Below are 24,318 nucleotides of genomic sequence, written 5' to 3'. Positions count from 1 at the left end.
GGTCCGTCAGCAAGGAGGGTGCCGCAAACAGCGTCGAATCGTGGGGGGTGGCCGGTGGAGCCGCAGCGTTTGGCCGAGCTGAAGGAACTGTTGCTGCGAGAACTGCGCGCCGCCTGCTCAGCGGCGATCGCCCGCGGCGCCGGACCGGACGAGGTCGCGGCCGACCTGGCGGCCCGGGTGCGCCGGCTGCGCGTGGTCGGCGCCCGGCTGGCCCGCCCCGACCGCCATCAGGTGCCCCACCGGGCGAACCGGCGCCGGCGCTCAGGCCGGTGACGGGCCGTCGCCGGGGCTACGGCTTGACGGCGAACGCGCCCACGAACGACGGGGTCCAGACGACGGCCTCGCGGGCGACCGCGTCGGCCCGGATCCGCTCGGCGAGGGTGTCGACGTCAAGCGCCTCGGCCACGCCGAGCTTGACGGTCAGCGGCGCGAGGGCCCGGGCGACCTCGGCGAGCCAGGTGTATCCGCCGAAGGCCGGCCCGCCGCCGGTGACCGCCTCGTCGCGCATGATCGGCGGTGGCAGGCCGGCCGCGAGGAACGCGCCGAACAGCTGGCGCCCCATCCGCACCTGCGTCCCGGCGCGGCGGAAGGTCTCGATCACCGTCCGGCCGGTCTCGTTCCACAGGGACGTCTCCGGCAGCGAGCGGCTGGCGACGGCCGGGTCGAGGTCGAGCTCCTGGAAGACGATCAGGCCGCCCAGCCGGACCCGGTCCACGATCCGGCGCAGGGTGTCGGCCGGGTCCGCGCGGTACATCAGGACCAGTCTTCCGACCGCGGCGTCGAACCCTTCGCCGAGCTCGGCGCTGCGCTCGTCGCCTTCGACGAAGCGCACGTTGCCCAGTCCGAGCGCCTCGGCCCGGCCCCGGGCGACGTGCAGCGCGTCGCCGTCGACGTCGACGCCGACCACTTCGCCTTCGGGGCCGACCAGCTCGGCGGCGAGCAGGGCGACGTCGCCGCTGCCGCTGCCGAAGTCGAGCACCCGCATGCCCCGCGCCAGGCTCGCGGCCCGCAGGAGGCGTTCGGTCAGGCCGCGCAGGAACAGCGCCTGGCGGGCGAGGCGGTCGTACTCGTCCCGCGTGCGCGCCAGGGCATAGGCCGGGTCCACCGCCTCAGCGTGGCACCGCCGGCGAGATCGACACACTCGGTTGATCGGATGTTCAGCGGGGCGAGCCGGGGATGTGCAGCGGGGCCGGGGCGTCGGTGGCGTGCAGGAGGTCGGTCAGCTCGGCCACGTGGGCGGCGACGTCGGTCAGGTGGGCGTTGTGGCCGAACGAGCGCGGGCGCGGGATGTCGACGGTGATGATGCGCTGCACCCGGCCCGGGCGGTGGCTGAGCACCGCGACGCGGTCGGCGAGCAGCACGGCCTCCGGGATGGAGTGGGTGACGAAGACGGTCGTCGGGCGCATCTCCATGTGGACCTGCTGGAGCTGCCCGGCCAGCTCCTCGCGGGTCAGGGCGTCGAGGGCCGAGAACGGCTCGTCCATGAGCAGGACGCTCGGGCGCTGGATGAGGGCCCGGCACAGGGCGACCCGCTGCTGCATGCCGCCGGACAGCTCGTGCGGGTGGCGGCGGTGGAAACCGGCCAGGCCGACGGCGTCGAGCAGGGTGCGGGCCCGGTCGCGGTCCGGCGGGTGGACGCGGCCGCGGATCTCCAGCGGCAGCAGCACGTTGGCCAGCACCGAGCGCCACGGCAGCAGGGCCGGGCGCTGGAACATCAGCGCGACGTCCGGCCGGGGGCCGGTGACCGGCCGGCCGCCGACGGCGACCTCGCCCGCGGTCGGGCGCAGCAGCCCGGCCACCAGGCGCAGCAGGGTCGACTTGCCGCAGCCGGAGCGGCCGATGACGGCCAGGAACTCACCGGCCGCGATGGTCAGGTCGATCGACCGCAGCGCCTCGACGTCGCCGGAGCGCGTGCGGAACGTCCGGGAGGCCCCGGAAAATTCGATCATGGTGTACTCCCCCCGATACTGCGCAACAGACCCACCCGAACCAGACCTATGCGGTGATCGCGCGCGCCCACGGCAGCAGCAGCCGCTCCAGGCCCACGACGAGGTAGAACAGCACGATGCTCAGGGTCGCCAGCAAGGTGATGGCGGCGAACGCGAGCGGGGTGTCCAGCGAGGCGCCGGACAGCACGACGACCGAGCCGAGCCCGCCGTTGGGGCTGCTGATCTCCGCGACCACGGCCCCGATGACGGCCAGCGAGATGCCGAGCTTGAGCCCCACGAAGACCTGCGGCAGCGCCCAGGGCAGGCGGACCTTCAGATAGGCCTGCCACCACGACGCCGACAGGGAGGTGGCCAGCTCGCCCAGGTCGGCCGGGGTGGACGACAGCCCGGCGGCCGCGGCCACGACGATCGGGAAGAAGCTGATCAGCACGACCATGACGAGCTTCGGGCCGGGGCCGTAGCCGAGCCAGACGATCAGCAGCGGCGCGAGCGCCACCTTCGGGATCGAGTTGAGCGCGACGAGCAGCGGCAGCGTGGCCCGCTCGATCGCCCGGGACGCGGTCAGCAGCACCGCGATGAGCAGGCCGGCGACGAGCGCGATCAGGAAGCCCAGGCCCGTCATCGCCAGCGTCGCCCAGGCCTCCTTGAGCAGATACTCGGGCTGCGCCCGGAACGCCTCGACGACGTCCGGGGGTGACGGCAGGAAGAACGACCGGATGTCGAAGAGCGCGGTCACGCCCCACCACAGGCCCACGGCGGCCACCACCCCGGCGAGGGGCAGGGCCACCGCGGTCCAGCGGGGCGCGCCGCGCTCGTCAGGCATGGCGGCCGATGGTGGAGTAGGTGAAGTGGCTGCGCACCACCAGGCGCGGGTCCTGCACGGCCGCGTAGAGCCGCTCGATGTGCCCCTCGGTGAACCCGGCCGCGATGAACTCGTCCCGCAGTTGGGCCACGTTGACGGCCAGGAGCACCGCGCCGGGCGAGCCGCCCGGCCAGGAGCCCGCGCTGATCTCGGTGTCGACGTCGACCAGCCCGTTGGCGAGCATGGTGCGGTGCACCCGGGCGGCCCAGGTCGGGTCGTTGCCCCGGCCGGGCAGGACGGTGTTGACCAGCGTGTCGCGGTACTGCTCGATCAGCTCCGCCGTCTCGTCGTCGGGCGCGGCGAGGCAGAGGTTGCCGAACTCGGTCGCCCAGTCCTCGATGAACAGCGCCCCGCCCGGGGCCAGGGCGGCCGCGAGCCGGGCGAGGACGGCCTCGCGCTGCGGGATGTGCAGCAGCACCAGCCGCGCGTGGATGAGGTCCCACGGCCCGTCCGGCACCGGCTCCGTCACCAGGTCGTGCTGGTGGACGCGAAATCCGGCGTCCGGCGGGATGTGCCGGACGTTGAGGTCGGTCGCGAGGACGTCGCCGGTCGGCCCGGTCAGCTCCGCGAGCCGGCGGGCGACGCTGCCGCCGCCCGCACCCACTTCCAGGCAGCGCTTCCCGGTCAGGTCGCCGAGGGAGCCGAGCCGGGCGAACGTGAACTCGTCGAGGATCCCCGACAGGTGGCTGTGCCGGCCGACGCTCTCGGGGTCGTCGTTGTTGAAGGAGTACCGGGAGGGTTCGAGTTCGGTGGTCACGCTCAGGCCTTCGGGGTGATCGCGAAGTCGACGATGGAGTCCGGGGTCAGGCCGGCCGGGATGAGCTCGGAGGCCTGGAGGGTGGCGATGGCCCGGGCGACGCGCTCCTGGTCCATGGCGCCGATCGCGCTGCCGGAGGTGACGTACGGGGTCATCAGCGTGATCTCGCCGACGGCGGCCGTGATGTCGGCGGCCGGCTGCGCCTTCTTGAGGATCTGGGCGGCCTCGTCCGGGTGCTCGATCGTGTACTTGAGCGCCTTGAGGGAGGCGTCGCGGAACCGCTTGGCCAGGTCCGGGTTCTCCTTGGCGATCTTCGCGGTGGTGATGATGCCGTTGCCGTAGAGGTCGCCCAGGAACTTGCTGTAGGGCAGCACGACGGCCTTCTTGCCGCCGGCCGCCTTCTCGATGCCCTTGGAGCCGATGAGGAACGTGCTCAGCGCCTGGACCTGGCCGCCGGCCAGCAGCGCGGGCAGCTGGGCGGGCTGGGCGTTGACCCACTGGATCTTGGTGGCGTCGATGCCGGCCAGCTTGGCGTAGCCGGGGAACAGCAGCTGGTTCACCGAGCCGGTGGCGGCGCCGAGCTTCTTGCCCTCCAGGTCCTTCGGCGCGGTGATGCCGCCGCCCTCGAGCGCGACGATCGACACGAGCGTCTGCTGGTGGATCGCGGCGATGGCCCGGAAGTCCTTGTACTCGCCCTTGCCCGCGAGGATCCACGCGCCGATGAGGTCGAGGTTGGCGAACTGGGCCTTGCCGGACGCGAGGCCCTTGAGGTTCTCGCCGGTGGCCGCGCCGAGCTGGATGTCGACGTCGAGGCCGGCCTCCTTGAAGTACCCCTTCTCCTGCGCCACCCAGGCGAACGCGTCGCGGCCGACCGCGCCGAACGCCGTCAGGTAGGTGACCTTGTCCGGCGCCTTGTTCTCGGCGGCCGGCGTCGTGCTGTTGTCCTTCGTGTCCGACGAGCACCCCGCCACGCCGATCAGGACCACGGCGAGTGCCGAGGCGAGCAATGCGCGATAGCGCTTCACGGTCTGACCCCCATCAGAAATTGAGCTGGTTATTGAACGCTCGACTAACCCAGCAGCCGCCAGCGGCCGCCGCGCGCCTCGAGCATCGCGAGGGATTGCGGCGTGAGCCCGGAATGGTTGTCGGGTGTAAATCGAATGGAGCCACTCAGCCCGTCGACCTGTGCTGTTTCCAGCCGGGTCCGCAGTGTGGCCCCGTCGGTCGCGTCCGACTGGGCCACGGCATTGGCGATGAGCTGCAAAGCGTCGGCCGCGAATGACGCGTGCCCGTGATACGTGCCGTAGCGGGACGTGTAGTCCTGGAACCATTGCCGTCGCGCCGCCTTCGCGGGCGTGGTCGCGATGACATCGTCGATGGCCAACGTCGGCGTGAAGACCATGGAGGTACTGTCGCTGCCCGCGAACGGCCCGCCGAGGAAGAGGTCGCCGGCCGCGGCCGCGTCGAGGTAGACCTGGCCGTGGTAGCCCCCGGCCCGCACGGCGCCGACCGCGAGGGCCGCCTGCTGCGGATAGGCCCAGATCACGACCGCGTCCGGGGCGCCGGTCAGCGCCGAGCGGGCCGCCTTGGACAGGTCACTCTCGGCCGGGCCGTACTGGCCGCGCCCGACGATCTTGGCCCCGGTGATCTTGCCGGTCTCGCGGGTCAGGGCGTCCGAGCCGTGCCGGCCGTAGGCGTCGTCGCTGGACAGCAGCGCCACCTTGCGCTGGCCGGCCCGGCCGAGCTCGCCCGCCAGCACGAGGGCGTCGTCGTCGGCGCTGGGTGCGAGCCGGAAGATGTACTTGCGGTCGGCCGCCGGCGCGATGACGTCCGCGACCGGCGTCAACGCGATCGTCGGCACCTGCCGCTCGTTGATCACCTTGGCCGCCCCGCTGGTGCAGTCGGCGCAGGTCCCGGTGATGATCGCGGCCACCTCCGGGTCCGCGGTGAACGCGGTGATCTGGGTCAGCGCGGTCGCGGGGTCGCCGCGGTTGTCCTGGACCTTCACGGTCAGCCGGCGGTCACCGAGCAGCCCGCCGGCGTTGATCTGCGCGGCCCTGAGCTCCAGGGCCCGCTGATAGGCCACGCCGATGTCGGCCGCGCTGCCGGAAAGTTCCAGGCTGGCCGCGACGACGATATTTGTCTGACCTTTTGCATTTACTGATGTGCATGCGCCGGTCGATGCCAGGGACATCGCTGCCAGCATCGCCGCGAGCAGGCGCCAGCGCCGCAACTCGATTCCCCTCGATCGAAGTCCGTTCGTTCGGATGCGCACCTTGCCATCCCGGACGAGGGGTGGTCAAGGGGCATGAAATACGCATCCAAGTGACGTTGCTGAATCTCGTGTTAACGGCTTGTTGCGATTACCCAGGGACCGAACCGTGATCTACTCAGTGGTAATAGTGAATGTGCTGGTCCGGTGGTTGATCCACTTCGCGGGGCCGGTCGGCGGCGGCGGGAAAAAGGCGGACGGGGTTTCCGCAGCGGTGACGTTCATGGTGGAATGCCCTGTCCTGCGCCTCGGTCTCGTGGTGAGTCCGGCCCCCCGGCCGGGATCGACCAGCCCGACCGCCGCAGCCGCCGGGACGGTCATTGGCGACCCCACACGATCACGCGGAGATTGCTCATGCCCGCTTCGAAGAGGCCTGCCGGTGGCGGCTTCCGGTTCCGCCCGCCGCGGCTGGCCGATGCCCGGATCCGGTCCAAGCTCGGCCTGATCCTGCTGGTACCGCTCCTGGCGATCGTCACCCTCGCGGTGCTGCGACTGCAGGACGCGAGCAGCCGGGCCGGTGACGCCGACACGGTGGGCGACCTGACCCGGCTCTCCGCCGACGTGTCCGCGCTCGCTCAGGAAGTACACCTGGAGCGCATGGACGCCGCGGCCCTGCTGTCGGCGCCCGACGCGAAGGCCGACGCCTACAACCGGCAGATCGTGCGGACCGACGCCGCGGTCGCCGGCTACACCCAGCGCCGGGCCACCCTGGGCGACGTACCGCCGGGGGTCGGCGACCGGCTGGAGCGCATCGACGACCAGCTGGAGGTCCTCGCGGCGATCCGCAAGGACGTCGGTGACCGCCAGAGCGTGTCGGTCGCCGAGGTCCTGCTGCGCTACGGGGTCGTCGCCGAGGACCTCGTCTCCTTCCGTGAGGCCGTGGCCCAGGTGCGCACCGACCAGTCCCTCGCCGACGAGCTGCGGGCGGCCGCGGCGTTCTCCAAGGCGAAGGCCCGGGTGTCGGAGCAGGAGGCGGTGAGTTACGCCGCGCTCAAGTCCGGCACCGTCGACTCCCATCAGCTCTCCGCGCTCGTGGCCACGCTCACCGGCCAGCAGGAGGCGTTCGTCGCGTTCTCGCTGTCGGCCAGCGTGCCCCAGCGCCGGATCGTCGACTCCGCCATCGCCGGCGACGCGACCCAGATGGCCGACGATCTCACCGCGACCATCCAGCGCACGGCCGGCCAGGCGCCCACAGTGGACGCCGAGGACGCCGTGGCCGTCTTCGGTGCCGTCAACGACCTGATGCGCTGGACCGAGGCCCGCCTCGACGAGCAGCTCATCGGCGACGCCGCCGAGATCGGCTCCACGGTGCGCCGCCAGGTCGTCATCGAGTCGGCCGTGCTGTTCTCGATCCTGGCCCTCGTCGTCGGCCTGGCGTTCGTCACGGCCCGCTCGATGATCCGGTCGCTGCGCCGGCTGCGCCAGACCGCGCTCGGCGTCGCCGAGCACGACCTGCCCGAGCTGGTGATGCGGCTGCGCGACGCCCAGACGGTCCGGGAGCGGTCGCCGCAGGAGATCGCCGAGCAGATCCGCAACCCGGCCGGGTTCGACAGCAAGGACGAGATCGGCGAGGTCGTGCGCGCGTTCGACACCGTGCACCGCCAGGCCGTCCGGGTCGCGGCCGAGCAGGCCGTGCTGCGCAACAGCGTCTCGGCGATGTTCCTCAGCCTGGCCCGGCGCAGCCAGACGCTGGTCGACCGGATGATCGGCCAGCTGGACCGGATCGAGCGCGGCGAGGAGGACCCGAAGCGGCTGGCCCAGCTGTTCCAGCTCGACCACCTCGCCACCCGGATGCGCCGCAACGACGAGAACGTCCTCGTGCTGGCCGGGGCCGACACCGCGCCGCCGCGCCGCCAGGACGCCCCGCTCATGGACGTGATCCGGGCCGCGCAGTCCGAGATCGAGCTCTACGAGCGCATCGAGTTCGGCGAGCTCGACGACGGCGTCTTCGTCGCCGCACCCGCCGTCAACGACGTCGTGCGGCTGCTGGCCGAGCTCATGGACAACGCGACCCGGTTCTCGCCGCCGCACGCGCCGGTCATGGTGTCGGGGCAGCGCGTCGGCGACCGCACGATCGTCTGCGTCGACGACCGTGGCCTGGGCATCCCGCGCGAGTCGCTGGCCGACTTCAACCGCCGGCTGTCCGAGCCGGCCCCGGTCGACGTCGGCGCGTTCCGGCTCATGGGCATCGCCGTCATCGGCCGGCTCGCCGCCCGGCACCAGATCCTGGTGCAGCTGAGCCCGAACGCGAGCGGTGGCACGACGGCCGAGGTCATGCTTCCGGGCTCGGCGTTGGTCATGCAGCGCCCGTCACTGCCGGCCCGGCGCCCGGCCGCCCCGCTGCCGGAGCGGCCGCAGGTGTCGATCCCGCAGCCGCCGCCGGCGATCCAGCGCCCGCAGCCGCCGATCCTCCCCGCGGCGATGGTGAGTGCGCCGATCGCGACGGCCGAGGACGACACGACGGAGCTGCCGATCTTCCGCGAGATCGAGGAGACCTGGTTCCACGAGCGCGGCCACAGCGTCATGGCCGGCCCGGAGCCCGAGCCGGTCTCCGCCGCGGCGGCCGCCGACGGGACGGGCATGTGGCGCACCCGGGCCGACGACGGCTGGCGGGCCGCGGCCGCGGCGCAGAAGCCGCGCTTCCAGGGCAGCACCGAGTCCGGCCTGCCCATCCGCGCGCCGCAGGCCCAGCTGGTGCCGGGCGGGGTGCCGGAGAAGCCGACCAAGCTCAAGCGGCCCAGCGCCGAGGAGCTGCGCGGCCTGCTGTCGTCGTATCAACGGGGAGTCCAGCGCGGACGGCAGGCCGGCGGGGCCGGGCCGAACCGCGCCCAGGCAACGGAGGAGAAGCGCACATGACCGGTGCGGAGCGCAGCGGAGGGGCCGGTCATCATGGGGGCAGCTCGGACGTCGGGCGGCCGGAGCGAAGCGGAGGTCGCATGACGGGGTCCGGGGCACTGGAGAGTTTGAGCTGGCTGCTCGACAGTTTCGCCGCGCCGCTGGACGGGGTCGCGCACGTCATCGCGGTCTCGGCCGACGGGCTGCTGCTGGCCGCGACCGGCGAGCTCCCGCCGGACCGGGCCGAGCAGCTCGCCTCCATCACGGCGGGCCTGGTCAGCCTCACCTACGGCGTGGCCCGGCACTTCGAGGGCGGCGAGGTCCAGCAGACGATCGTGCACATGGAAGCCGGCTACCTGATCCTCATGGCGATCAGTGACGGCTCCTCGCTCGTGGTGCTGGCCGCCCGCAGCTGCGATGTGGGCCATGTGGGCTACGAAATGGCGTTGCTGGTCGAGCGGGTGGGCCAGTCGCTGGTGTCACCGCCGCGCGAGACCGTGTCCCCGTAAAGGCGGGCGGGGATGGCTGGCGGCGAGGACGACCCGCGCGGGGCTCTCGTGCGTCCCTACGCGGTGACCAAGGGCCGGACGGAGCCCACGCAGGAGATCGCGATCGAGGCGCTGATGCTGACCATGCAGCGGGGGGTGGAGGCGAGTCGTTACGCGGGCCGGGACTGGCAGTTCATCGCCGGTCTGTGCGCGGACCGCCCCCTGTCGCTGGCCGAGATCGCGGCGAGCATGCGCGTGCCGCTCGGCGTCGCCCGTGTGGTGGTGGCCGACATGATCACGGAGGGCATCCTGACCCTCCACGAGCCGCTCGAGGCCGGGGACACCCAGGAGCGGATCAACGTATTGGAAAGGGTTCTCATTGGACTCCGCAACCTCTGAGCGGGCCACCGCGGTGAAGATCATCATCGCGGGCGGCTTCGGCGCCGGCAAGACCACGATGGTCGGCGCCATCTCGGAGATCACCCCGCTGACGACCGAGGCGGTCATGACCGTGGCCGCCATGGACGTGGACGACCCGGCCGGCGTGCCGCAGAAGACCACGACGACGGTGGCGATGGACTTCGGCCGCATCACGATCGCCTCCGACCTGGTCCTGTACCTGTTCGGCACCCCCGGCCAGACGCGCTTCTGGTTCATGTGGGACGAGCTGGTGTTCGGCGCGCTGGGCGCGGTGGTCATCGTCGACACCCGCCGGATCGAGGACAGCTTCGCCGCGCTGGACTTCTTCGAGCACCGCCGCCTGCCCTACCTGGCCGCGGTCAACTGCTTCGACGGCGCCCCGCAGTACGAGGCGTCCGAGGTCCGCCGGGCCCTGGCGATCTCCAGCCACGTGCCGCTCGTGCTGTTCGACGCCCGATCGCGGGAGTCGGTGAAGCAGACGCTGGTCGCCGTGGCCGAACACGCACTGTCACTGATCGCCACCGGCTAAGTTCTCCTGGAGGAATTTCGGTCGTGTCTGTCGGATCGCGCCGGCGCCGTTCGTAGGTGGGGTGACGGCGGCCCGACGGCGGCCGCGCGACGACAGGAGATGGTTGCGATGGCGCAGTACCTGATGTCCGTGCTCACCGACTCGACCGAGCTCGCCACCGACGCGGAGGCGGCCGCGATCGACGCCTTCAACGCCGGCGAGCTGCAGGCGAAGGGGCACTGGGTGTTCGCCAACGGGCTGGCGGCGCCGAGCAGCGCGACCGTGGTGGACGCCCGGGGCGGGGAGCCCGTGTTCACCGACGGGCCCTACGTGGAGACCAAGGAGTTCATGATCGGCTTCTGGATCATCGAGGCGGCCGACCTGGACGTGGCGCTGCGGCTGGCCGCGCTCGGCTCGAAAGCGTGCAACCGGCGGATCGAGCTGCGGCCGATCCTGGGCCCGGCCGAGTGACCGACGTCGGTGCGGTGATCGCGCGGGTCCACCGGGAGGAGTGGGCCCGGGTGGTCGCCACCCTGGCCCGGCGGATCGGGGACCTCGACATCGCCGAGGAGATGGCGGCCGAGGCGTTCGCGACCGCCGTCGAGCGGTGGCCCGCCGACGGGGTCCCGCCCAACCCCGGGGCCTGGCTCACCACCACCGCCAACCGCAAGGCCATCGACCGGCTGCGGCGCGAGGTCCGGCGCGAGGAGAAGCACCAGGAGGCGATGATGCTGGCCGGAACAGACGCCCCCGAGCCGGTCGGCGTCATCGACGACGACCGGCTCCGGCTGGTGTTCACCTGCTGCCACCCGGCGCTGGCCATGGAGACCCGGATCGCGCTGACCCTGCGGATGGTCGGCGGGCTCACCGTGGCCGAGATCGCCCGGGCGTTCCTGGTCCAGGAGCCGGCCATGGGCCAGCGGATCACCAGGGCCAAGGCGAAGATCAAGGCCGCCCACATCCCGTACCGCGTGCCCGACCGCGAGGACCTGCCGGCCCGGGTCAGCGGGGTACTCGCCGTGCTGTACCTCATCTTCAACGAGGGCTACCTGGCCTCGGACCCGGACCGGGCGATCCGGGCCGACCTGACCGCGGAGGCGATCCGGCTGACCCGGCTGGTCCGCGAGCTGCTGCCGGACGACGGCGAGGTGACCGGGCTGCTGGCGCTGATGCTGCTGACCGAGGCCCGCCGCCCGGCCCGGGTGTCGGCCGGCGGGGACCTGGTCGCGCTCGACGAGCAGGACCGCGGCGCGTGGGACCGGGAGCTGATCGCCGAGGGCCACGCGCTGGTCCGGGCCCGGCTCGCCACCGGCCGGGCGCCCGGGCGCTACCAGGTGCTGGCGGCCATCAGTGCGGTACACACCGATGCCGCCGACGCCCGGGACACCGACTGGTCCCAGGTCCTCGCGCTCTATGATCTGCTGGTGCGCCTCGACCCCTCACCGATCGTGCGGCTCAACCGGGCGGTCGCGGTCGCCGAGCTCGACGGGCCCCAGGTCGCGCTGGCCGAGGTCGACGGGCTGCCGCTGGGGGGCTATCACCCGTTCCACGCCACCCGGGCCGACCTGCTGCGCCGGCTCGGCCGCCGCGACGAGGCCCGGGCCGCCTACGACCGGGCGATCGCGCTGGCCGGCAACAACGCCGAGAAGGTGGAGCTCACCCAGCGCCGGGACCGGCTGCGGTGAAGCTGGCCGCCGGGGACGCCGTCGCCATCATCGCGCCCGCGTCGCAGCTGACCGCCAAGAATCGCGAGCTGCTGCCCCGCGCCGTCGACCTGCTCGAGTCCTGGGGCCTGCGGGTGCGGGTGGCCGTCGACCACGGCCACCGGTTCTACCTGGCCGGCCCCGACACCGAGCGGGCCGGTCACCTCGGCGCCGTCCTGGCCGACCCGGACGTGCGGGCCGTCTTCTGCACGCGCGGCGGCTACGGCACCACCCGCCTCCTGCGCCGGCTGACCGGCCCGGTCACCGAGAAGGTCGTCGTCGGCTGCTCCGACATCACCGCGCTGCACGCCTACCTGGCGGTGCACCACCCGGCGGTCGTGTCGATCCACGGCCCGAACGTCGCGACCCACCAGCTCCTCGACGACACCCCCGACGCCGAGGCCAACCGGCGCAGCCTGCACGCGGCCCTGTTCGACCGCGGTTATCGGCTGACCGAGCCGGTCGAGCCGCTGCGGCCCGGCGTCGCCACCGGCCCGCTGGCCGGCGGCTGCCTGACCCTGCTGACCGCACTGCTGGGCACCCCGCACATGCCGGACCTGAGCGGCCGCCTCGTGTTCCTCGAGGACGTCGGCGAGGTGCCGTACCGGATCGACCGCCTCCTGACCCAGCTGATCGACGCCGGCGCCCTCGACCGGGTCACCGGCCTCGTCTTCGGGCGGATGCACGAGTGCGCGGACCCGTACAACGACATCCGCGACGTGATCGCGGACGTGGTCGGCCCACTCGGCGCGCCGGTCGGGTTCGGACTCGGCAGCGGCCACGGCCCGGTCAACCTGTCGCTGCCCCTCGGCGCCCGCGCCGAGCTGGATGCCGATGCCGGGGTGTTCACCGTGGTCACGGACTGATCAGGCGGTCCCGGAGCCGGTAGATGTGGTCCTCGCGGTCGCGGCTGCCTTCCGGGCCGGGCGCCTCACGGGGGACGAACCGGTCGGCGCGGGTCCACTCGCGGGAGGCGAACCGTTCCAGGATCCGCCACTCGCCGTCGCGGCGCTCCAGGACGTCCACGAAGCGGAAGCCGCTGGTGAAGTTCAGCTGCGGGTCGTCCGCGGGCGGGCCCCAGTGCACGGCCATCCCGTACGTCTCCGCCAGCGCCCGCTCCCCGACGACCTCGACGAGCTGGTTCCCGACCAGGTGCATGGTCCCGTCGAAGCCGCGCAGTTTCGGCTCCACCCAGGCGACGTACTCCTCGATCGGCCCGTCGAACCCGGTGTGGTGATCGACCCCACCGGGGTGGTAGCAGTCGCGTACGAGGTCCATGTCCAGCCGGTCGATGCCCCGGCAGTACCGGTATACCAGCTCGCGGATCGCCTCTTTGTCACTCATGCCTCGACTACCACCTTCAGCTGGCCCGCCCTCGGTGTGGCGGCGCGGTCGTAGGCCTCCTGGACGCTGGTCATCGGCAGGCGGTCGGTGACGTACGCGTCGAGGATGGCCGGATGGTCGTGCAGGTACTCCTGGGCCAGCCGGAGGACCCGCGGCCGGTCCTTCGTCGTGCCGGCCTTCAGCGTCAGGTCCTTGCGGAAGAACGCGTGCATCGGCACCGGGTACACCAGGTCGTCGGGGACCCCGAAGTAGTAGACCAGGCCGCCCACCGCGGCTGCCTCGATCGCGCAGGTCAGGGTGCCCACCTGGTGGCCGATCGCCTCCACCACGATCTCCGGGCGGTCGTCCGGGCCCAGCGAGGCGGCCCAGCGGTCGCAGGCGGCCTGGACGAACTCGTCGACGCCGAAGCGTGGGGCGGTGTCGGTGCGGTTCAGGCGGTCCACGCCGACCACGTGGGCGCCGCGGGTCTTCAGGACGTGGCTGAACAGCATGCCGATCGGGCCCAGGCCGAGGACGGCGACCCGGCGGCCGCAGACGTCGCCCATTCGCTCCACGGCGTAGATGGCGCAGGCCAGGGGCTGGGCGACGATCGCCTCCGCGGGGGGAAGGCGGCCGTCGTGCGGTACCAATGAATCGCCTTCGGTTATGCACAGCTCGGCGATGGCATCCTGGGCCAGGGCCCAGCCGACCACGGTCACGCCGGGCTCGAAGCCGGGGTGGCGGGAGGCGACGACATCGCCGACGACCTCGTGCATCGGGCAGCCCGGGCCCGGTGGCGCGCCGTCCGGATGGTTGCCGAGGCCGCCCCGCAGCTGCACGGCCCCCTTGAACAGGGGCATATCGCTGCCGCAGATCGCGCCGGCGCGCACCCGCAGCAGCACCTCGCCGGGGGCGAGGGCGGCCACGAGCGGCGCCGGCACGCGCACGTGGGCGAACGTCGACGGAGCCACCAGTTGGGCCGCCCACATGTCGGTCATCACGAAACTCCTTACGTGCGCATCGAGTCGACGTACTTGCGGATGACCTCGATGCCGTCGAACAGCTCGGTGAACGTCCATTCGCGCTCCGCGTCCGGAGCCGCCCGCAGCAGTGCGAGCAGCTCCTCCTCGCTGTCCGCGTTGGCGACGATCAGCCGGCCGCCGCCGGCCATCGAATACAGGCCGTCGAAGGTGCCGTCGGCCAGCCGGGCCGTGATCCAGTCGACGGCCTCGGCGGCGATGCGCAGGCCCAGCCGGGGGTCGACCGGGCCATGGTGGCCGACGGCCAGGAACTTGCGCATCGCTACGCCGATACCGCGGTCGACCGCGGGGTGTCATCGAAGATCTGCGCGTCGGTCAGCGGCTTGTCGAAGTTCACGATGCCGCCGATCTGGGCCCAGGCGGTCTCGATGGGGGAGATGTTGGCGACCGGGAACTTGAAGTCGGGGTCGAACACCAGGCTCGACGGGCCGGTCAGGGCCGCGTCGGTGGTCTCCATCGCCTTGATGAGCCCGGCTCGGACCTCCTGGTTGCTGCGGTAGTCGCCCTGCAGGTAGGTGCGGGTGGTGCGGACCAGGGCGCGCAGCACGGCCGCGGCCACGTCGGGCTTCGCGGTGCGGATCTTGCCCATCCAATAGCTGGTGATGGAGGCGGTGAAGGGGATGATGAGCTTGTGTCCGGACTTCTCGGCGGTACTCCAGACCGGGTCGCTGAGGTTGCCCGCGTCGACGGAGCCGGAGTCGAGGCCGGCCAGCAGGTCGGCCCCGCCGAGCGGGACGATCGTCACGTCCTTCACCGTGAGGTTGCAGGTCTTGAGGTAGGCCGCGAGCTCCACCACGGCCGGCGAGCCGAGCCCGGTGGCCGAGCCGGTCGACACCTTCTTGCCCTTCAGGTCGCAGGCGGTGAACGTCCCGTCCGGCTTGAGCAGGGACTTGCGCACGTAGTAGCCCTGGTGGTTGGCCGACGTCCAGCCGACGCCGCCGCCGATGCCCTTGATGTCGGCGCCGCCCGCGATGGCATTGAACAGGCCGGCCGAGGGGGCCGCCGGGGCGAAGTCGATGTCGCCCTTCTGCATCAGCACGACCAGGTTGTTGGTCTGGACGAGCTGGATCTTGATGTTGATGTTCTCCTTCTTGAACTCGCCGAAGTACTCGGCGAGCAGCAGCGGTGCGTACGCCTCGATGTTGCGGAAGGGGATCGAGGCGTTGACGGTGACCTCAGTCGGCAGCGGCTTCGGCGCGGGGGTGTTCGGGCCGGTGGGGCCGGCGCTGAGCGCGGTCGTGGGCTGGTTCGCGGTCGGGGCGGCGGCCGGGGTGTCGCTGCCGTCGCCGCAGGCGGTCAACAGCAGGGCGGCGGCGGCGACCAAAGCTAATCGACGCATGGCGGGGTGTCCTTTCCAACAACGAGTCACAGAAGGTTGCGGTCGCCGCCCTCGATCTCGACGCGAGCCCAGGGCAGCACGAGCAGGGAGATCCACTTGACGATGTTCGACAGCAGCAGGCCCATGAGCGCGACGGCGACGATCCCGACGTACATGCGGGGGGCCTGGAAAAGTGTCCAGGAGTACCAGATGAGGTAGCCGATGCCCTGGTTCGCCTGGGTGAACTCGACGCCGACCATCATGAGGACGGCGACGCTGATCGACATGCGCAGGCCGATGAACATCTGCGGCAGCGCGGCCGGGAACATCACGTGCCGGAAGGTCGGCCACGGCCCCGCGTTGAAGCTCTGCGCGACCTCCCGGTGCCCGGGGCTCACGGCCAGGAACGCGGTCATCGTGCTGACCCACATGAAGAAGAAGACCGTCATGCCGATGGCCACGTTCAGGGCGGTGTCGGTGAGGCCGAAGATGAGTAGCAGCAACGGAAACACGGCCAGCTTCGGTACCGTGTACAGCGCCGACAGCAGCGGCTCGAGCGTGGCTCGAACCCAGCGCGAGGCACCGAGCGCGACCCCGGCGGCCACGCCCGTCACCACGCCCATCGCGCAGCCGATGAGCACCCGGGTCAGGCTGACCCACAGGTGCTTGAACAGTTCGCCGCTCTTGATGAGCTCGAGCGCGGCGGCCCAGACCTTGGTCGGGGCCGGGAAGAACAGCGGGTTGACGGCGCCGCTGGTGGCCGCGATCTGCCACAGCACGAACAGCAGGATCGGGGCGCCGAAGCCGAGCGCGATCTCGATGACGCGGCGCCGGCGGCGGCGGACCGCGGCCCGCTCGGGCGTCGCTGAGGCCTCGCGCCGCACCAGCCGGGCCCCGTCCGCCGCGGGCCGGTCCACCGGCGTTGTCACCTGGGTCATGTCGACTCCTTTCCGGCCGCGAGGGAGGCCTGGACCTCGTCGCGCAGCACGTCCCACACGTCCTGGTGCAGGGCCGCGAACTCGGGCGTGCCCCGCAGGTCGCCGGCGCGGGGCCGGTCGAAGGGGACGGTGATGTCGGCGACCACCCGGCCGGGCCGGGCCGACACGACGACGACGCGGTCGCCCAGCACGAGGGCCTCCTCGAGGCTGTGCGTCACGAAGATGACCGTGCGGCGGTCCTCCTCCCAGACCTTGAGCAGGACCTCCTGCAGTACCACCCGCATCTGGGCGTCGACGGCCGCGAACGGCTCGTCCATGAGCAGGATCTGCGGTTGTACCGCCAGCGCCCGCGCGATCGCGACCCGTTGCCGCATGCCACCCGACAGCGTCGCCGGATAGGCCTTCTCGAAGCCGGCCAGCCCCAGCCGCCGGATCCAGTCGGCCGCCCGTGCGTTGGCCTCCTTGCGCGGCACCTTCGCCAGGTCCAGCCCGAACCGGACGTTCGCGAGGACCGTCTTCCACGGCAGCACCCCGTAGTCTTGGAAGACCATCGACGTCGCCGCCCGGCCGTCGTCGAGCCAGAGGTCGAGGGTGCCCGCGGTCGGCGGCAGCAGGCCGTTGACGATGCGCAGGAACGTCGACTTGCCGCAGCCGGACGGCCCGACGAGGCAGACGAACTCGCCGTCGCGGACGGTCAGGTCGAGCGGGCCGAGGGCCTGCACCTTGCTCTTGCCGGAGATGAACTGCCGCTCCACCCCGTTCGCGCGCAGTTTGGTGGCGGTGTCCGGCCGCGTCTTCGCGTCCACGGTCCTCCTTTCAGCCGAACCACTGGCCGGCGTTGACGTCGAGGGTCTGCCCGGTCACGCCGGCCGACAGAGGGGAGCCGAAGAAGGCGACGACCGCGGCCACCTCGCGGGCGGTCACGAACCGGCCCAGGCAGGTGCCGGCCTCGGCGTCCCGGCGGGCCTGCGGGTCGGCGAAGAACGCCTCGAGGTTGTCGGACTCGATGTAGCCGGGGACCACGGCGTTGACCCGGATGCCGGCCGGGCCGAGCTCGCGGGCCAGGACCTGGACGAGGGTGAGCATCGCCGACTTCATCGCCGCGTAGATGCCGGACCCGGGATGGGGCCGCCGGGCCGAGATGGAGCTGATCAGCACGACCGAGGCCGAGCGGCCCCGCATGCGCGGCAGCAGTTCGTACAGCAGGTTGGTGGCCGACAGGATGTTGCCGTCCACGGCCGCGTGCCAGTCGGCGGCCGTGCGCTCGCCCAGCGAGCCGAGCGGCGGGCGGGTGAACGCGTTGTGCACCAGGACGTCGACGGCGCCGATCCGCTCGGCCGCGGCGGCGCACTGGGCCCGGTCGGTCAGGTCGGTGGGCAGGCGCAGCACGCCCGGCGTCAGTTCGGCCGCGACCTCGTCCAGGTGAGCGGCGTTGCGGGCCAGGAGGGCCACCTCGGCTCCGGCGGCGGCGAACGTCAGGGCCAGCTCGCGGCCGAGGCCCGGGCCGACCCCGGCGATCGCGGCGCGGCGTCCGGTCAGGTCCATGCGGCCACCACCTCGTCCACTGTGGACAACCAAGCCAGATGGCGCAGGCTGTAGCGCAGGACGTCGGCCGCGTAGTCGGGCGGGGAGCCGGCCACGGCGTCGGCCGGGACGACGACGTTGTACCCGAGCCCGATCGCCTCCACCGACGCGCCCAGGATGCCCATGTTCAGTGACACCCCGACCAGCACGACCGTGCGGATGCCGAGGCCGCGCAGGGTTGCGTCGAGCTCGGTCGCGGTGAACGGGGTGACGCCGTGGTGCCGCTCGACCACGACATCCCCGGGCTCCGGCCCCAGCTCCGCCAGGACCTGGGCCGAGACCGAGCCGATGTGCAGGTTGGCGCCAGGCACCGCCTCGGCCCGGCGCAGGATCGGCGCGTTGGCCCCCGCGGGGCGGCCGCCGGGGCGGTGGGCGACGGTGGCGTGGACGACGGCGACCCCGGCGGCGCGGGCGGCCTTGAGCAGGCGGGCCACGGCGTCGATGCCGCCGGCCGCGCGGAGCTGGTCGCCGAGGTCGGGCACCAGGCTCTCCGGCCCGACGATGCCGCGCTGGAGCTCCATGGTCAGCACTGCGGTGTCCGCGGGCCGCACGAGATCGGGATCGAGCGTTCGGCTCATCTGGGCACCTCGATCCAGCGGCGTTGCGCGGCCGACGTTTCGATCGCCTCGATGACGCGGAGCACGGCCGAGCCGTCAGCGAACGATGCCGGTCGGGGGAAGCCCGGTGTGGGATGATTGAGCCATCGCGCGAGACCTGTGTAGGCGGCGATCTCGTGCGGGGTCCAGGGGCGCGGGCCGACGTCCGTGGGGCGGACCACTTCGGGCGTGAGCCGGCGCGTGCCGTCCGTGGTGGCAAGGTATGCGTCGCCGTCCACAATGGATAGCGTGCCGGTGGTCCCGGCGACCCGGGTGACTTCCGCCGGCTCGCCCCAGACCGCGGCGCATTCCTGGAGCACGCCGGCCGCGCCCGACGGAAACGACAACATGGCGCTGTATCCGTCGTCAGCGGCGCCCGTCGAGCGGGGCACGGCCTGGCCGAGGGTCGCGGACACGGACACGATCGGACCGAGCCAGAGCTGGAGCTGGTCGATCAGGTGGGTGCCGTTCGCGCGCAGCCACCCGCCGCCCCGGGCCGCGTCGAACCACCAGCCCGGGGCGGGCGCGTCGGCGGCGGCGAGGATCGGATAGGAGCGGATCACCGTGGCCGTGTGCGGGCGGCCGATCAGGCCCGAGGCGATCGCATCCCGGACCGCCTCGACCGCCGGGTCCCAGCGGAACTCGGTGCCGACCAGCGCGACCAACCCGGCCGCGGTGGCTGTCTCCGTGAGTGTCTCGGCCTCGGCGGCGGTCAGAGCCAGGGGCTTCTCGCAGATCACGTTGCGACCGGCGGCTATGGCCAGGGCGGCCAGTTCGGCGTGGGTGTCGGGCGGGGTGGCGATGGTGACGACGTCGGCCTCGGTGACATCCAGGGCGGCTCGCAGGGAGTCGAAGGAGGCGGGCACACCGAGCCGGGCGGCGCGGCGGGTGGTGCGCTCGAGGTCGGTGCCGACCAGCGCGGCCACCTCGAACCCGGCCGCGCGCAGGGCCGGCACGTGCACGCGCAGGCCGAAGCCGGTGCCGCAGACGATCGCCCGGCGGCCCATCTCAGGCCCCCTCCTTGGCGAGGCCGAGGACCTTCAGCGCGTTGGTGCGCAGGAACTTCTCCCACACGTCGTCGTGCAGGGGGAGGTCGTCGAGCTCGGTGAAGATGCGCTCCAGGGACAGGCCCATCGGGAAGTAGCCGGCGTAGAGGACCTTGTCGGCGCCGCGGGTGTTGGCGAAGTCGACGATCGCCTTCGGGTAGTAGCGGGGGGCGAAGGCGCTCGTGGAGTAGTACAGGTTGGGCCACTTCAGCAGCAGCTTCACGGCCAGGTCGACCCACGGCTCGCAGCCGTGCCGGGTGACGAACTTGAGCTCGGGGAAGAACCAGCAGACCTCGTCGATGAGGGCGACGTCCTGGGCCGCGAACGGCACCCGAGGGCCGGGCACGCCGGCGCAGACGAAGATCGGGATGTCGAGGTCGACGCAGGCGGCGTAGAGCGGGTAGAAGCGCTTGTCGTTGATCGGCACCGGCGGGTTGCAGCCGCTGGGCATCGCGCTGGCCGCGACGACGCCGAGCTCCTCGACGGCCCGGCGCAGTGCGCGGACGCCTTCCATGCCGGCGTTGGGGTCGACCGGGAACGACCCGAGGAACCGGCCCGGGTGCTCACGCAGGGCCGCGACCGCGAGCTCGTCGTCGAAGCTGACGGTGATCATGCCCCGCTCGACGCCCCAGCGGTCCATCTCCAGGAGCACGGCCTTGGCCCCGTCGGCGCTGAACCGCTGGCCGGGCAGGTCCTTGTACATGTACTCGGCCGGGAACCGGTACGTCTCCCGGCTCTCCTTGTCGCGCAGCTGGCTGCCGAGGAAGCGGCGCCAGCTGTCGTCGCCGCCGCCCTTGGGGATCCCCATCATCAGGTCGACGACACCGATGTCAGTCGGTCTTGGCATCGCTCACCGCCCCCGGAAGACCGGGTCGCGCTTCTCGGCGAAGCTGCGCAGCCCCTCGGCGCTGTCCTCGGTCCACACGTTCATGGCGACGGCCATCTCCTCCCGGTCGAACGCCGCGACGCGGTCCGCGTCCAGCGAGTGGTTGAGCAGGCGCTTGGCCAGGCCGATGGCGACGGTCGGGCCGGCCGCGAGCCGGGCCGCGAGCTCGCCCGCGGCGGCGTCGAGCTCCGCGGGCGCCACGACCCGGTGGACGATGCCGAGCCGTTCGGCGTCGGCGACGGACAGGTCGCCGCCGAGCAGCAGCAGCCGTTTCGCGGTGTGCAGCCCGAGGATGCGGGGGAGCAGATAGGCCGCCCCGGCGTCGGGCACGATCCCGCGGGTGATGAACAGCTCGGCGAAGCGGGCCTGCTCGGAGGCGACGATGAAGTCGGCGGCCAGGGCCAGTTGGGCGCCCATGCCGGCCGCGACCCCGTTCACGGCGGCGATGACGGGCTTGGGGCAGTCGAGGACGGCGGCGATGAGCGCCTGGGCGCTGCGGACGCCGGCTGCGGTACCCCCGACGACTTTGGCTTTTGGCACTGCCGTGCCGGTGAGGTCGCCGCCCGCGCAGAAGGCCCGCCCGGTGCCGGTGAGGACGACGGCCCGGATCTCCACCGTCGAGGCGGCCTCCGCGAGCAGCGCCATGACCTGTTCGCGCTGGGGCGGGCCGAGGGCGTTGCGCTTCTCCGGGCGGTTGAACACGATCCGGGCCACGCCGTCCGCGACGGAATACAGGATGTCGGTCATGACCGGCTCCGGGGCAGGCCCAGGTGGCGCTCGGCGATGATGCCGCGCTGGATCTCGCTGGTGCCGGCGTAGATGGTGGTCACGACCGAGTGGCGGAACTCATGCTCGATCCAGCCGTCGGCGGGCGCCCCGGTGCCGTGCCCGGCCAGCAGCCCGTCGGCGCCGAGCACGTCCTCGAACGATGCCGCGGCCCGCGTCAGCGCCTCCGAGCTGAACAGCTTCGCGAGGGAACCCTCGGTGTGCGGGAGGACGTCCTGGGCGGTGAGCCAGGTCATGCGGTACCCCATCAGCCGGCTCACCTCGAGGTCGGTGGCGGCCCGGGCCAGGGCCGCGCGGACCTCGGGCCGCTCGATGGGCCGCTGCCCGTCCGGGCCGGGGGTGCGGGCCCAGTCGGCGGCCCGGCCGACCAGGTGCAGCAGGGCCCCGGCCGCGGCCGGCTGGCGCTCGAAGGCGAGGGCGACCATCATGACGTCCCACCCGCCGTCGACCTCGCCGACGCGGGCGCGGTCGGGGACCCGGACACCTTCGTAGAAGGTGGCGTTGGTGCGTTCGCCGCCGAGCGTGGGCACCGGGCGGATCTCGACCCCGGGGGCGTCGAGGGGGACCAGGAACATGGTCAGGCCGCGGTGCTTGGGCACGTCGGGGTCGGTGCGGGCGAGCAGGAAGACGTGGCTGGCCTCGTGGGCCATCGTGGTGAACATCTTCTGGCCGTCGATGACCCAATCGTCGCCGTCGCGGACGGCGCGGGTGCGGGCGGCGGCGACGTCGGAGCCGGAGTCCGGCTCCGAGTAGCCGAGGCTCATGAGGGCGCGGCCGCTCAGGATGGCCGGGATGACCTCGCCGCGCTGCTGCTCGGTGCCGACGATCTGCAGGGTCTTGGCGACCAGCTCGGAGATGAGCCAGCCCTCGATCGGGATGCCGGCCCGGGCGAACTCCTCGTTGAGGGTGGCCATCTCGAACGGGTCGCGGCCCTGCCCGCCCTGCTCGACCGGCCAGGCCGCGGCCAGCCAGCCGCGCTCGGTCATGGCTCGGTGCACGTCCCAGCTGTGCAGGGTGCCGGAGTCGTGGACGGCGGCCGACGTGTGCGGGGGGAGTGCCTTGAGGAACTCGCGGACCTCGGTGCGGAAGCGCTGCTGCGCCGGCGAGAGCTCGAAGTCCATCAGGCCCGCCCCTCGTCGACGTCGGCCAGGGCGAGCTCCACGACGGCGTCGGCCGCTGCCCGCTCGCCGCCGCCGAGCAGGTCCAGGGCCTTCGCCCGGCGGAAATACAGCTGGATGTCGTACTCGCTGGTGTACCCGTATCCACCGTGTGCGTGCAGGGCCCGGTCGGTCGCGCGGCGGGCGGCCCGCCCGGCGAAGGCGACGGCCATCGCGGCCAGGCCGCGTCGGCGACTGCTGCCCGAATCCGCGGCCCAGGCGGCCTCGAAGACCAGCAGCTCGGCCCCGTCGACCAGGGCGGCGGCGTCGGCCAGCTGGTGGGCCAGGGCCTGGAAGGAGCCGATGGGCCGGCCGAACTGGTGGCGGGTCTTCGCGTAGTCGACGCCGAGGTGCAGCCCCGCCGCGGCCACGCCGGTCAGCGCGGCGGCGGTCAGGACTCGCCAGTCGGCCAGGGCGTCCGCGAACGGCTCGGCCGCGTCCGGCTCGGCCGCGAGGACCGTCGCGTCGGCCAGGTCCACGTGGCCGAGGGCCAGCCCGGCCAGGGTCTGCTTCGGGCACTCGACGGCGGAGCCGGGCCGGGAGGCCACGATGAGCCCGTCGTCCCAGGCGATGACCCGGTCGGCGACCGCGGCCCAGGGCGCGGTGCGGGCGATCCCGGCCATAGCCGGCCGGGGCGCGAACGTGACCAGGCCGGTGAGGTCGGTGCGGCCGAGGCGGTCCAGCAGCCGGGTCGCGACCAGGGTCTCGACGAGGGGGGCGGAGGCGAGCGCGGACCCGGCGGCCCGGGCCGCGACGGCCAGGTCGCTCAGCCCGGCCGGGTCGGCCTCGCGGGTGCTGGCCAGGTGCGGGAACCCGAAGTCGCCGAGCACGGACCACAGCTCGGGGTCGAAGCCGAGCGGCTCGGCGGCCCGGACCCGGTGCGGGTCGCAGTGGTCGGCCAGCAGTTCGGTGAGGCCGGCGCGGAGGTCGAGCTGGTCCGGGGTGAGCGCGAAGTCCATCATCGGAGCCGCCACTTCGGCCGGTCGCCGGTGCGGAACGTCTGCTGGCCGGCGGCGATGGCGGCCGGGTCGGTGCCGGCCGCGACGAGGGCGTGGGCGACCCCCAGGGCCTGTGCCGGGCCCAGGTCCGAGCCGGTCCAGATGGAGCGCAGCGTCGCCTGCACCGCCAAGGGGGGCAGGGCGGCGATCGTCGTGGCGACAGTACCGGCGCAGGCTCGAAGCTCGTCCGGCGGCACGACCTCGGACACCAAGCCGATCTGCAGGGCGCGGGCGGCCGACATGCGCTCGGCCGAGCCCAGCAGGGTCAGGCGCAGGACCTCGCCCAGCGGCATCCGGCGCAGCAGGTGCAGCGGCTCGAACACGGCCGGCATCCCGAACGTCGTGTGCGGGTCGAAGAACGTGGCGGTGTCGGCGGCGACGATGATGTCGGCCTCGCCGAGCAGGTAGAAGGCGCCGCCGCAGGCGATGCCGTTGACCGCGGCGACGACCGGTTTCCACAGGCCGCCCGACTTGGGCCCGAGGAACTCGCCGACGTCCGCGCGCAGGAACGGGCTGGCCGCCTGCAGCAGCGGGTCCCGGTCGGCGCCGGCCGCCTCCATCCCGGCCCGGTCGTAGCCGGCGGTGAAGGCCCGGTCGCCCGCGCCGGTGACGACCACGACCCGCACCTCGTCGTCCAGCCGCAGCCGCGTCCACAGCCCGGCCAGCTCCCGCAGCATCGCCTCGTTGAAGGCGTTCAGCACCTCGGGCCGGTGCAGCTCGACCCACGCGACCCCGGCGTCGACGGAGACCCGGAGCGTCGAGTACGCCGGGCCCGCTTCCGAAAGTGGTGTGTTGTGCATCACAGCGCGAAGGTTATAAGGTTATATCCTTAGCGTCAAGGGAGGTGGTCTT

28 protein-coding genes are annotated in these 24,318 nt (G+C 72.6%); 8 read left to right on the top strand and 20 right to left on the bottom strand.

The genetic code is table 11. The features are described 5' to 3' along the window. Window positions 1-54 precede the first annotated feature (54 nt). The gene (locus tag ACIA8L_RS26155; protein ID WP_395908937.1) at window positions 55-273 is read left to right on the top strand and encodes a hypothetical protein; all 219 of its coding nucleotides are present in this window, start codon (window positions 55-57) and stop codon (window positions 271-273) included. A gap of 16 nt (window positions 274-289) precedes the next feature. On the opposite strand, the gene ACIA8L_RS26150 is transcribed toward ACIA8L_RS26155, so the two are convergent. Genes ACIA8L_RS26150 through ACIA8L_RS26125 form a run of 6 tightly spaced genes read right to left on the bottom strand, consistent with a single transcriptional unit; the run spans window position 290 to window position 5,762 of the window. Further along, window positions 290-1,105: a class I SAM-dependent methyltransferase gene (locus ACIA8L_RS26150; RefSeq protein ID WP_395908936.1), complete on the bottom strand. Its 816-nt coding sequence runs from the start codon at window positions 1,103-1,105 to the stop codon at window positions 290-292. A gap of 52 nt (window positions 1,106-1,157) precedes the next feature. Then, window positions 1,158-1,949: an ABC transporter ATP-binding protein gene (locus tag ACIA8L_RS26145; RefSeq protein WP_395908935.1), complete on the bottom strand. Its 792-nt coding sequence runs from the start codon at window positions 1,947-1,949 to the stop codon at window positions 1,158-1,160. Window positions 1,950-1,995: 46 nt separating this feature from the next. Beyond that, on the bottom strand, window positions 1,996-2,772 hold the full coding sequence (locus ACIA8L_RS26140) for an ABC transporter permease (protein WP_395908934.1): 777 nt from the start codon (window positions 2,770-2,772) through the stop codon (window positions 1,996-1,998). Continuing rightward, complete coding sequence (locus tag ACIA8L_RS26135; protein ID WP_395908933.1) at window positions 2,765-3,568, bottom strand: class I SAM-dependent methyltransferase; 804 nt, start codon at window positions 3,566-3,568, stop codon at window positions 2,765-2,767. The genes ACIA8L_RS26140 and ACIA8L_RS26135 overlap by 8 nt, the downstream gene beginning before the upstream one ends. Before the next feature lie 2 nt (window positions 3,569-3,570). After that, window positions 3,571-4,593, bottom strand: a complete 1,023-nt coding sequence (locus tag ACIA8L_RS26130) for an ABC transporter substrate-binding protein (protein ID WP_395908932.1) — start codon at window positions 4,591-4,593, stop codon at window positions 3,571-3,573. 44 nt (window positions 4,594-4,637) lie between these two features. Then, a complete protein-coding gene (locus ACIA8L_RS26125; RefSeq protein WP_395908931.1) occupies window positions 4,638-5,762 on the bottom strand; it encodes an ABC transporter substrate-binding protein in 1,125 nt (374 codons plus the stop codon). A gap of 432 nt (window positions 5,763-6,194) precedes the next feature. On the opposite strand from ACIA8L_RS26125, the gene ACIA8L_RS26120 reads away from it, so the two are divergent. The 7 genes from ACIA8L_RS26120 (at window position 6,195) to ACIA8L_RS26090 (ending at window position 12,660) form a co-directional block, all read left to right on the top strand. After that, window positions 6,195-8,696 carry a nitrate- and nitrite sensing domain-containing protein gene (locus tag ACIA8L_RS26120; protein ID WP_395908930.1) on the top strand — a complete coding sequence of 834 codons (2,502 nt, stop codon included), beginning with the start codon at window positions 6,195-6,197 and terminating at the stop codon, window positions 8,694-8,696. A gap of 80 nt (window positions 8,697-8,776) precedes the next feature. Next, on the top strand, window positions 8,777-9,184 hold the full coding sequence (locus ACIA8L_RS26115) for a roadblock/LC7 domain-containing protein (protein ID WP_395908929.1): 408 nt from the start codon (window positions 8,777-8,779) through the stop codon (window positions 9,182-9,184). A 12-nt stretch (window positions 9,185-9,196) separates the two neighbouring features. Continuing rightward, window positions 9,197-9,562 carry a DUF742 domain-containing protein gene (locus tag ACIA8L_RS26110; protein ID WP_395908928.1) on the top strand — a complete coding sequence of 122 codons (366 nt, stop codon included), beginning with the start codon at window positions 9,197-9,199 and terminating at the stop codon, window positions 9,560-9,562. Beyond that, a complete protein-coding gene (locus tag ACIA8L_RS26105; RefSeq protein WP_395908927.1) occupies window positions 9,543-10,112 on the top strand; it encodes a GTP-binding protein in 570 nt (189 codons plus the stop codon). Before ACIA8L_RS26110 ends, ACIA8L_RS26105 begins: the two co-directional genes overlap by 20 nt. A 108-nt stretch (window positions 10,113-10,220) precedes the next feature. Next, window positions 10,221-10,562 carry a YciI family protein gene (locus tag ACIA8L_RS26100; protein WP_395908926.1) on the top strand — a complete coding sequence of 114 codons (342 nt, stop codon included), beginning with the start codon at window positions 10,221-10,223 and terminating at the stop codon, window positions 10,560-10,562. Then, a complete protein-coding gene (locus ACIA8L_RS26095) occupies window positions 10,559-11,776 on the top strand; it encodes an RNA polymerase sigma factor (RefSeq protein ID WP_395908925.1) in 1,218 nt (405 codons plus the stop codon). Before ACIA8L_RS26100 ends, ACIA8L_RS26095 begins: the two co-directional genes overlap by 4 nt. Next, entirely contained in the window at window positions 11,773-12,660 is an 888-nt protein-coding gene (locus ACIA8L_RS26090; protein WP_395908924.1) for an LD-carboxypeptidase, read from the top strand. Before ACIA8L_RS26095 ends, ACIA8L_RS26090 begins: the two co-directional genes overlap by 4 nt. Here ACIA8L_RS26090 and ACIA8L_RS26085 read toward each other — a convergent pair. The 14 genes from ACIA8L_RS26085 to ACIA8L_RS26020 are packed head-to-tail and all read right to left on the bottom strand — an operon-like array spanning window position 12,650 to window position 24,266. Further along, a complete protein-coding gene (locus ACIA8L_RS26085) occupies window positions 12,650-13,138 on the bottom strand; it encodes a nuclear transport factor 2 family protein (protein ID WP_395908923.1) in 489 nt (162 codons plus the stop codon). The genes ACIA8L_RS26090 and ACIA8L_RS26085 overlap by 11 nt on opposite strands. Further along, window positions 13,135-14,115, bottom strand: coding sequence for a zinc-binding dehydrogenase (locus tag ACIA8L_RS26080; protein ID WP_395908922.1), 981 nt, complete (start codon window positions 14,113-14,115; stop codon window positions 13,135-13,137). The genes ACIA8L_RS26085 and ACIA8L_RS26080 overlap by 4 nt, the downstream gene beginning before the upstream one ends. Before the next feature lie 11 nt (window positions 14,116-14,126). After that, window positions 14,127-14,417, bottom strand: a complete 291-nt coding sequence (locus ACIA8L_RS26075; protein WP_395908921.1) for a hypothetical protein — start codon at window positions 14,415-14,417, stop codon at window positions 14,127-14,129. A 2-nt stretch (window positions 14,418-14,419) separates the two neighbouring features. Then, window positions 14,420-15,496 (bottom strand): ABC transporter substrate-binding protein, encoded by a 1,077-nt coding sequence (locus ACIA8L_RS26070; RefSeq protein ID WP_395908920.1) that lies wholly within the window; start codon window positions 15,494-15,496, stop codon window positions 14,420-14,422. A 26-nt stretch (window positions 15,497-15,522) separates the two neighbouring features. Continuing rightward, window positions 15,523-16,413, bottom strand: coding sequence for an ABC transporter permease (locus ACIA8L_RS26065; protein WP_395908919.1), 891 nt, complete (start codon window positions 16,411-16,413; stop codon window positions 15,523-15,525). Further along, window positions 16,410-17,219, bottom strand: coding sequence for an ABC transporter ATP-binding protein (locus ACIA8L_RS26060; RefSeq protein WP_395908918.1), 810 nt, complete (start codon window positions 17,217-17,219; stop codon window positions 16,410-16,412). Before ACIA8L_RS26060 ends, ACIA8L_RS26065 begins: the two co-directional genes overlap by 4 nt. 10 nt (window positions 17,220-17,229) lie before the next feature. Then, window positions 17,230-17,958: an SDR family oxidoreductase gene (locus tag ACIA8L_RS26055; protein ID WP_395908917.1), complete on the bottom strand. Its 729-nt coding sequence runs from the start codon at window positions 17,956-17,958 to the stop codon at window positions 17,230-17,232. After that, a complete protein-coding gene (locus ACIA8L_RS26050) occupies window positions 17,949-18,575 on the bottom strand; it encodes an isochorismatase family protein (RefSeq protein WP_395908916.1) in 627 nt (208 codons plus the stop codon). The genes ACIA8L_RS26055 and ACIA8L_RS26050 overlap by 10 nt, the downstream gene beginning before the upstream one ends. Continuing rightward, a complete protein-coding gene (locus ACIA8L_RS26045) occupies window positions 18,572-19,600 on the bottom strand; it encodes a Gfo/Idh/MocA family protein (RefSeq protein WP_395908915.1) in 1,029 nt (342 codons plus the stop codon). The genes ACIA8L_RS26050 and ACIA8L_RS26045 overlap by 4 nt, the downstream gene beginning before the upstream one ends. 1 nt (window position 19,601) lies before the next feature. Further along, window positions 19,602-20,486 (bottom strand): amidohydrolase family protein, encoded by an 885-nt coding sequence (locus ACIA8L_RS26040; protein ID WP_395908914.1) that lies wholly within the window; start codon window positions 20,484-20,486, stop codon window positions 19,602-19,604. 3 nt (window positions 20,487-20,489) lie between these two features. After that, the gene (locus ACIA8L_RS26035) at window positions 20,490-21,272 is read right to left on the bottom strand and encodes an enoyl-CoA hydratase/isomerase family protein (RefSeq protein ID WP_395908913.1); all 783 of its coding nucleotides are present in this window, start codon (window positions 21,270-21,272) and stop codon (window positions 20,490-20,492) included. Next, the gene (locus ACIA8L_RS26030) at window positions 21,269-22,432 is read right to left on the bottom strand and encodes an acyl-CoA dehydrogenase family protein (RefSeq protein ID WP_395908912.1); all 1,164 of its coding nucleotides are present in this window, start codon (window positions 22,430-22,432) and stop codon (window positions 21,269-21,271) included. The genes ACIA8L_RS26035 and ACIA8L_RS26030 overlap by 4 nt, the downstream gene beginning before the upstream one ends. Beyond that, complete coding sequence (locus tag ACIA8L_RS26025) at window positions 22,432-23,430, bottom strand: acyl-CoA dehydrogenase family protein (RefSeq protein ID WP_395908911.1); 999 nt, start codon at window positions 23,428-23,430, stop codon at window positions 22,432-22,434. The genes ACIA8L_RS26030 and ACIA8L_RS26025 overlap by 1 nt, the downstream gene beginning before the upstream one ends. Next, entirely contained in the window at window positions 23,427-24,266 is an 840-nt protein-coding gene (locus tag ACIA8L_RS26020; RefSeq protein ID WP_395909048.1) for an enoyl-CoA hydratase/isomerase family protein, read from the bottom strand. Before ACIA8L_RS26020 ends, ACIA8L_RS26025 begins: the two co-directional genes overlap by 4 nt. Between the last annotated feature and the right edge of the window lie 52 nt (window positions 24,267-24,318).

It is taken from the genome of Dactylosporangium sp. NPDC051541, assembly GCF_044454505.1.
Lineage (GTDB): Bacteria > Actinomycetota > Actinomycetes > Mycobacteriales > Micromonosporaceae > Dactylosporangium.
Note: the sequence above shows the minus strand (reverse complement) of the source record. Positions and strands in the feature narration are given on the sequence as shown.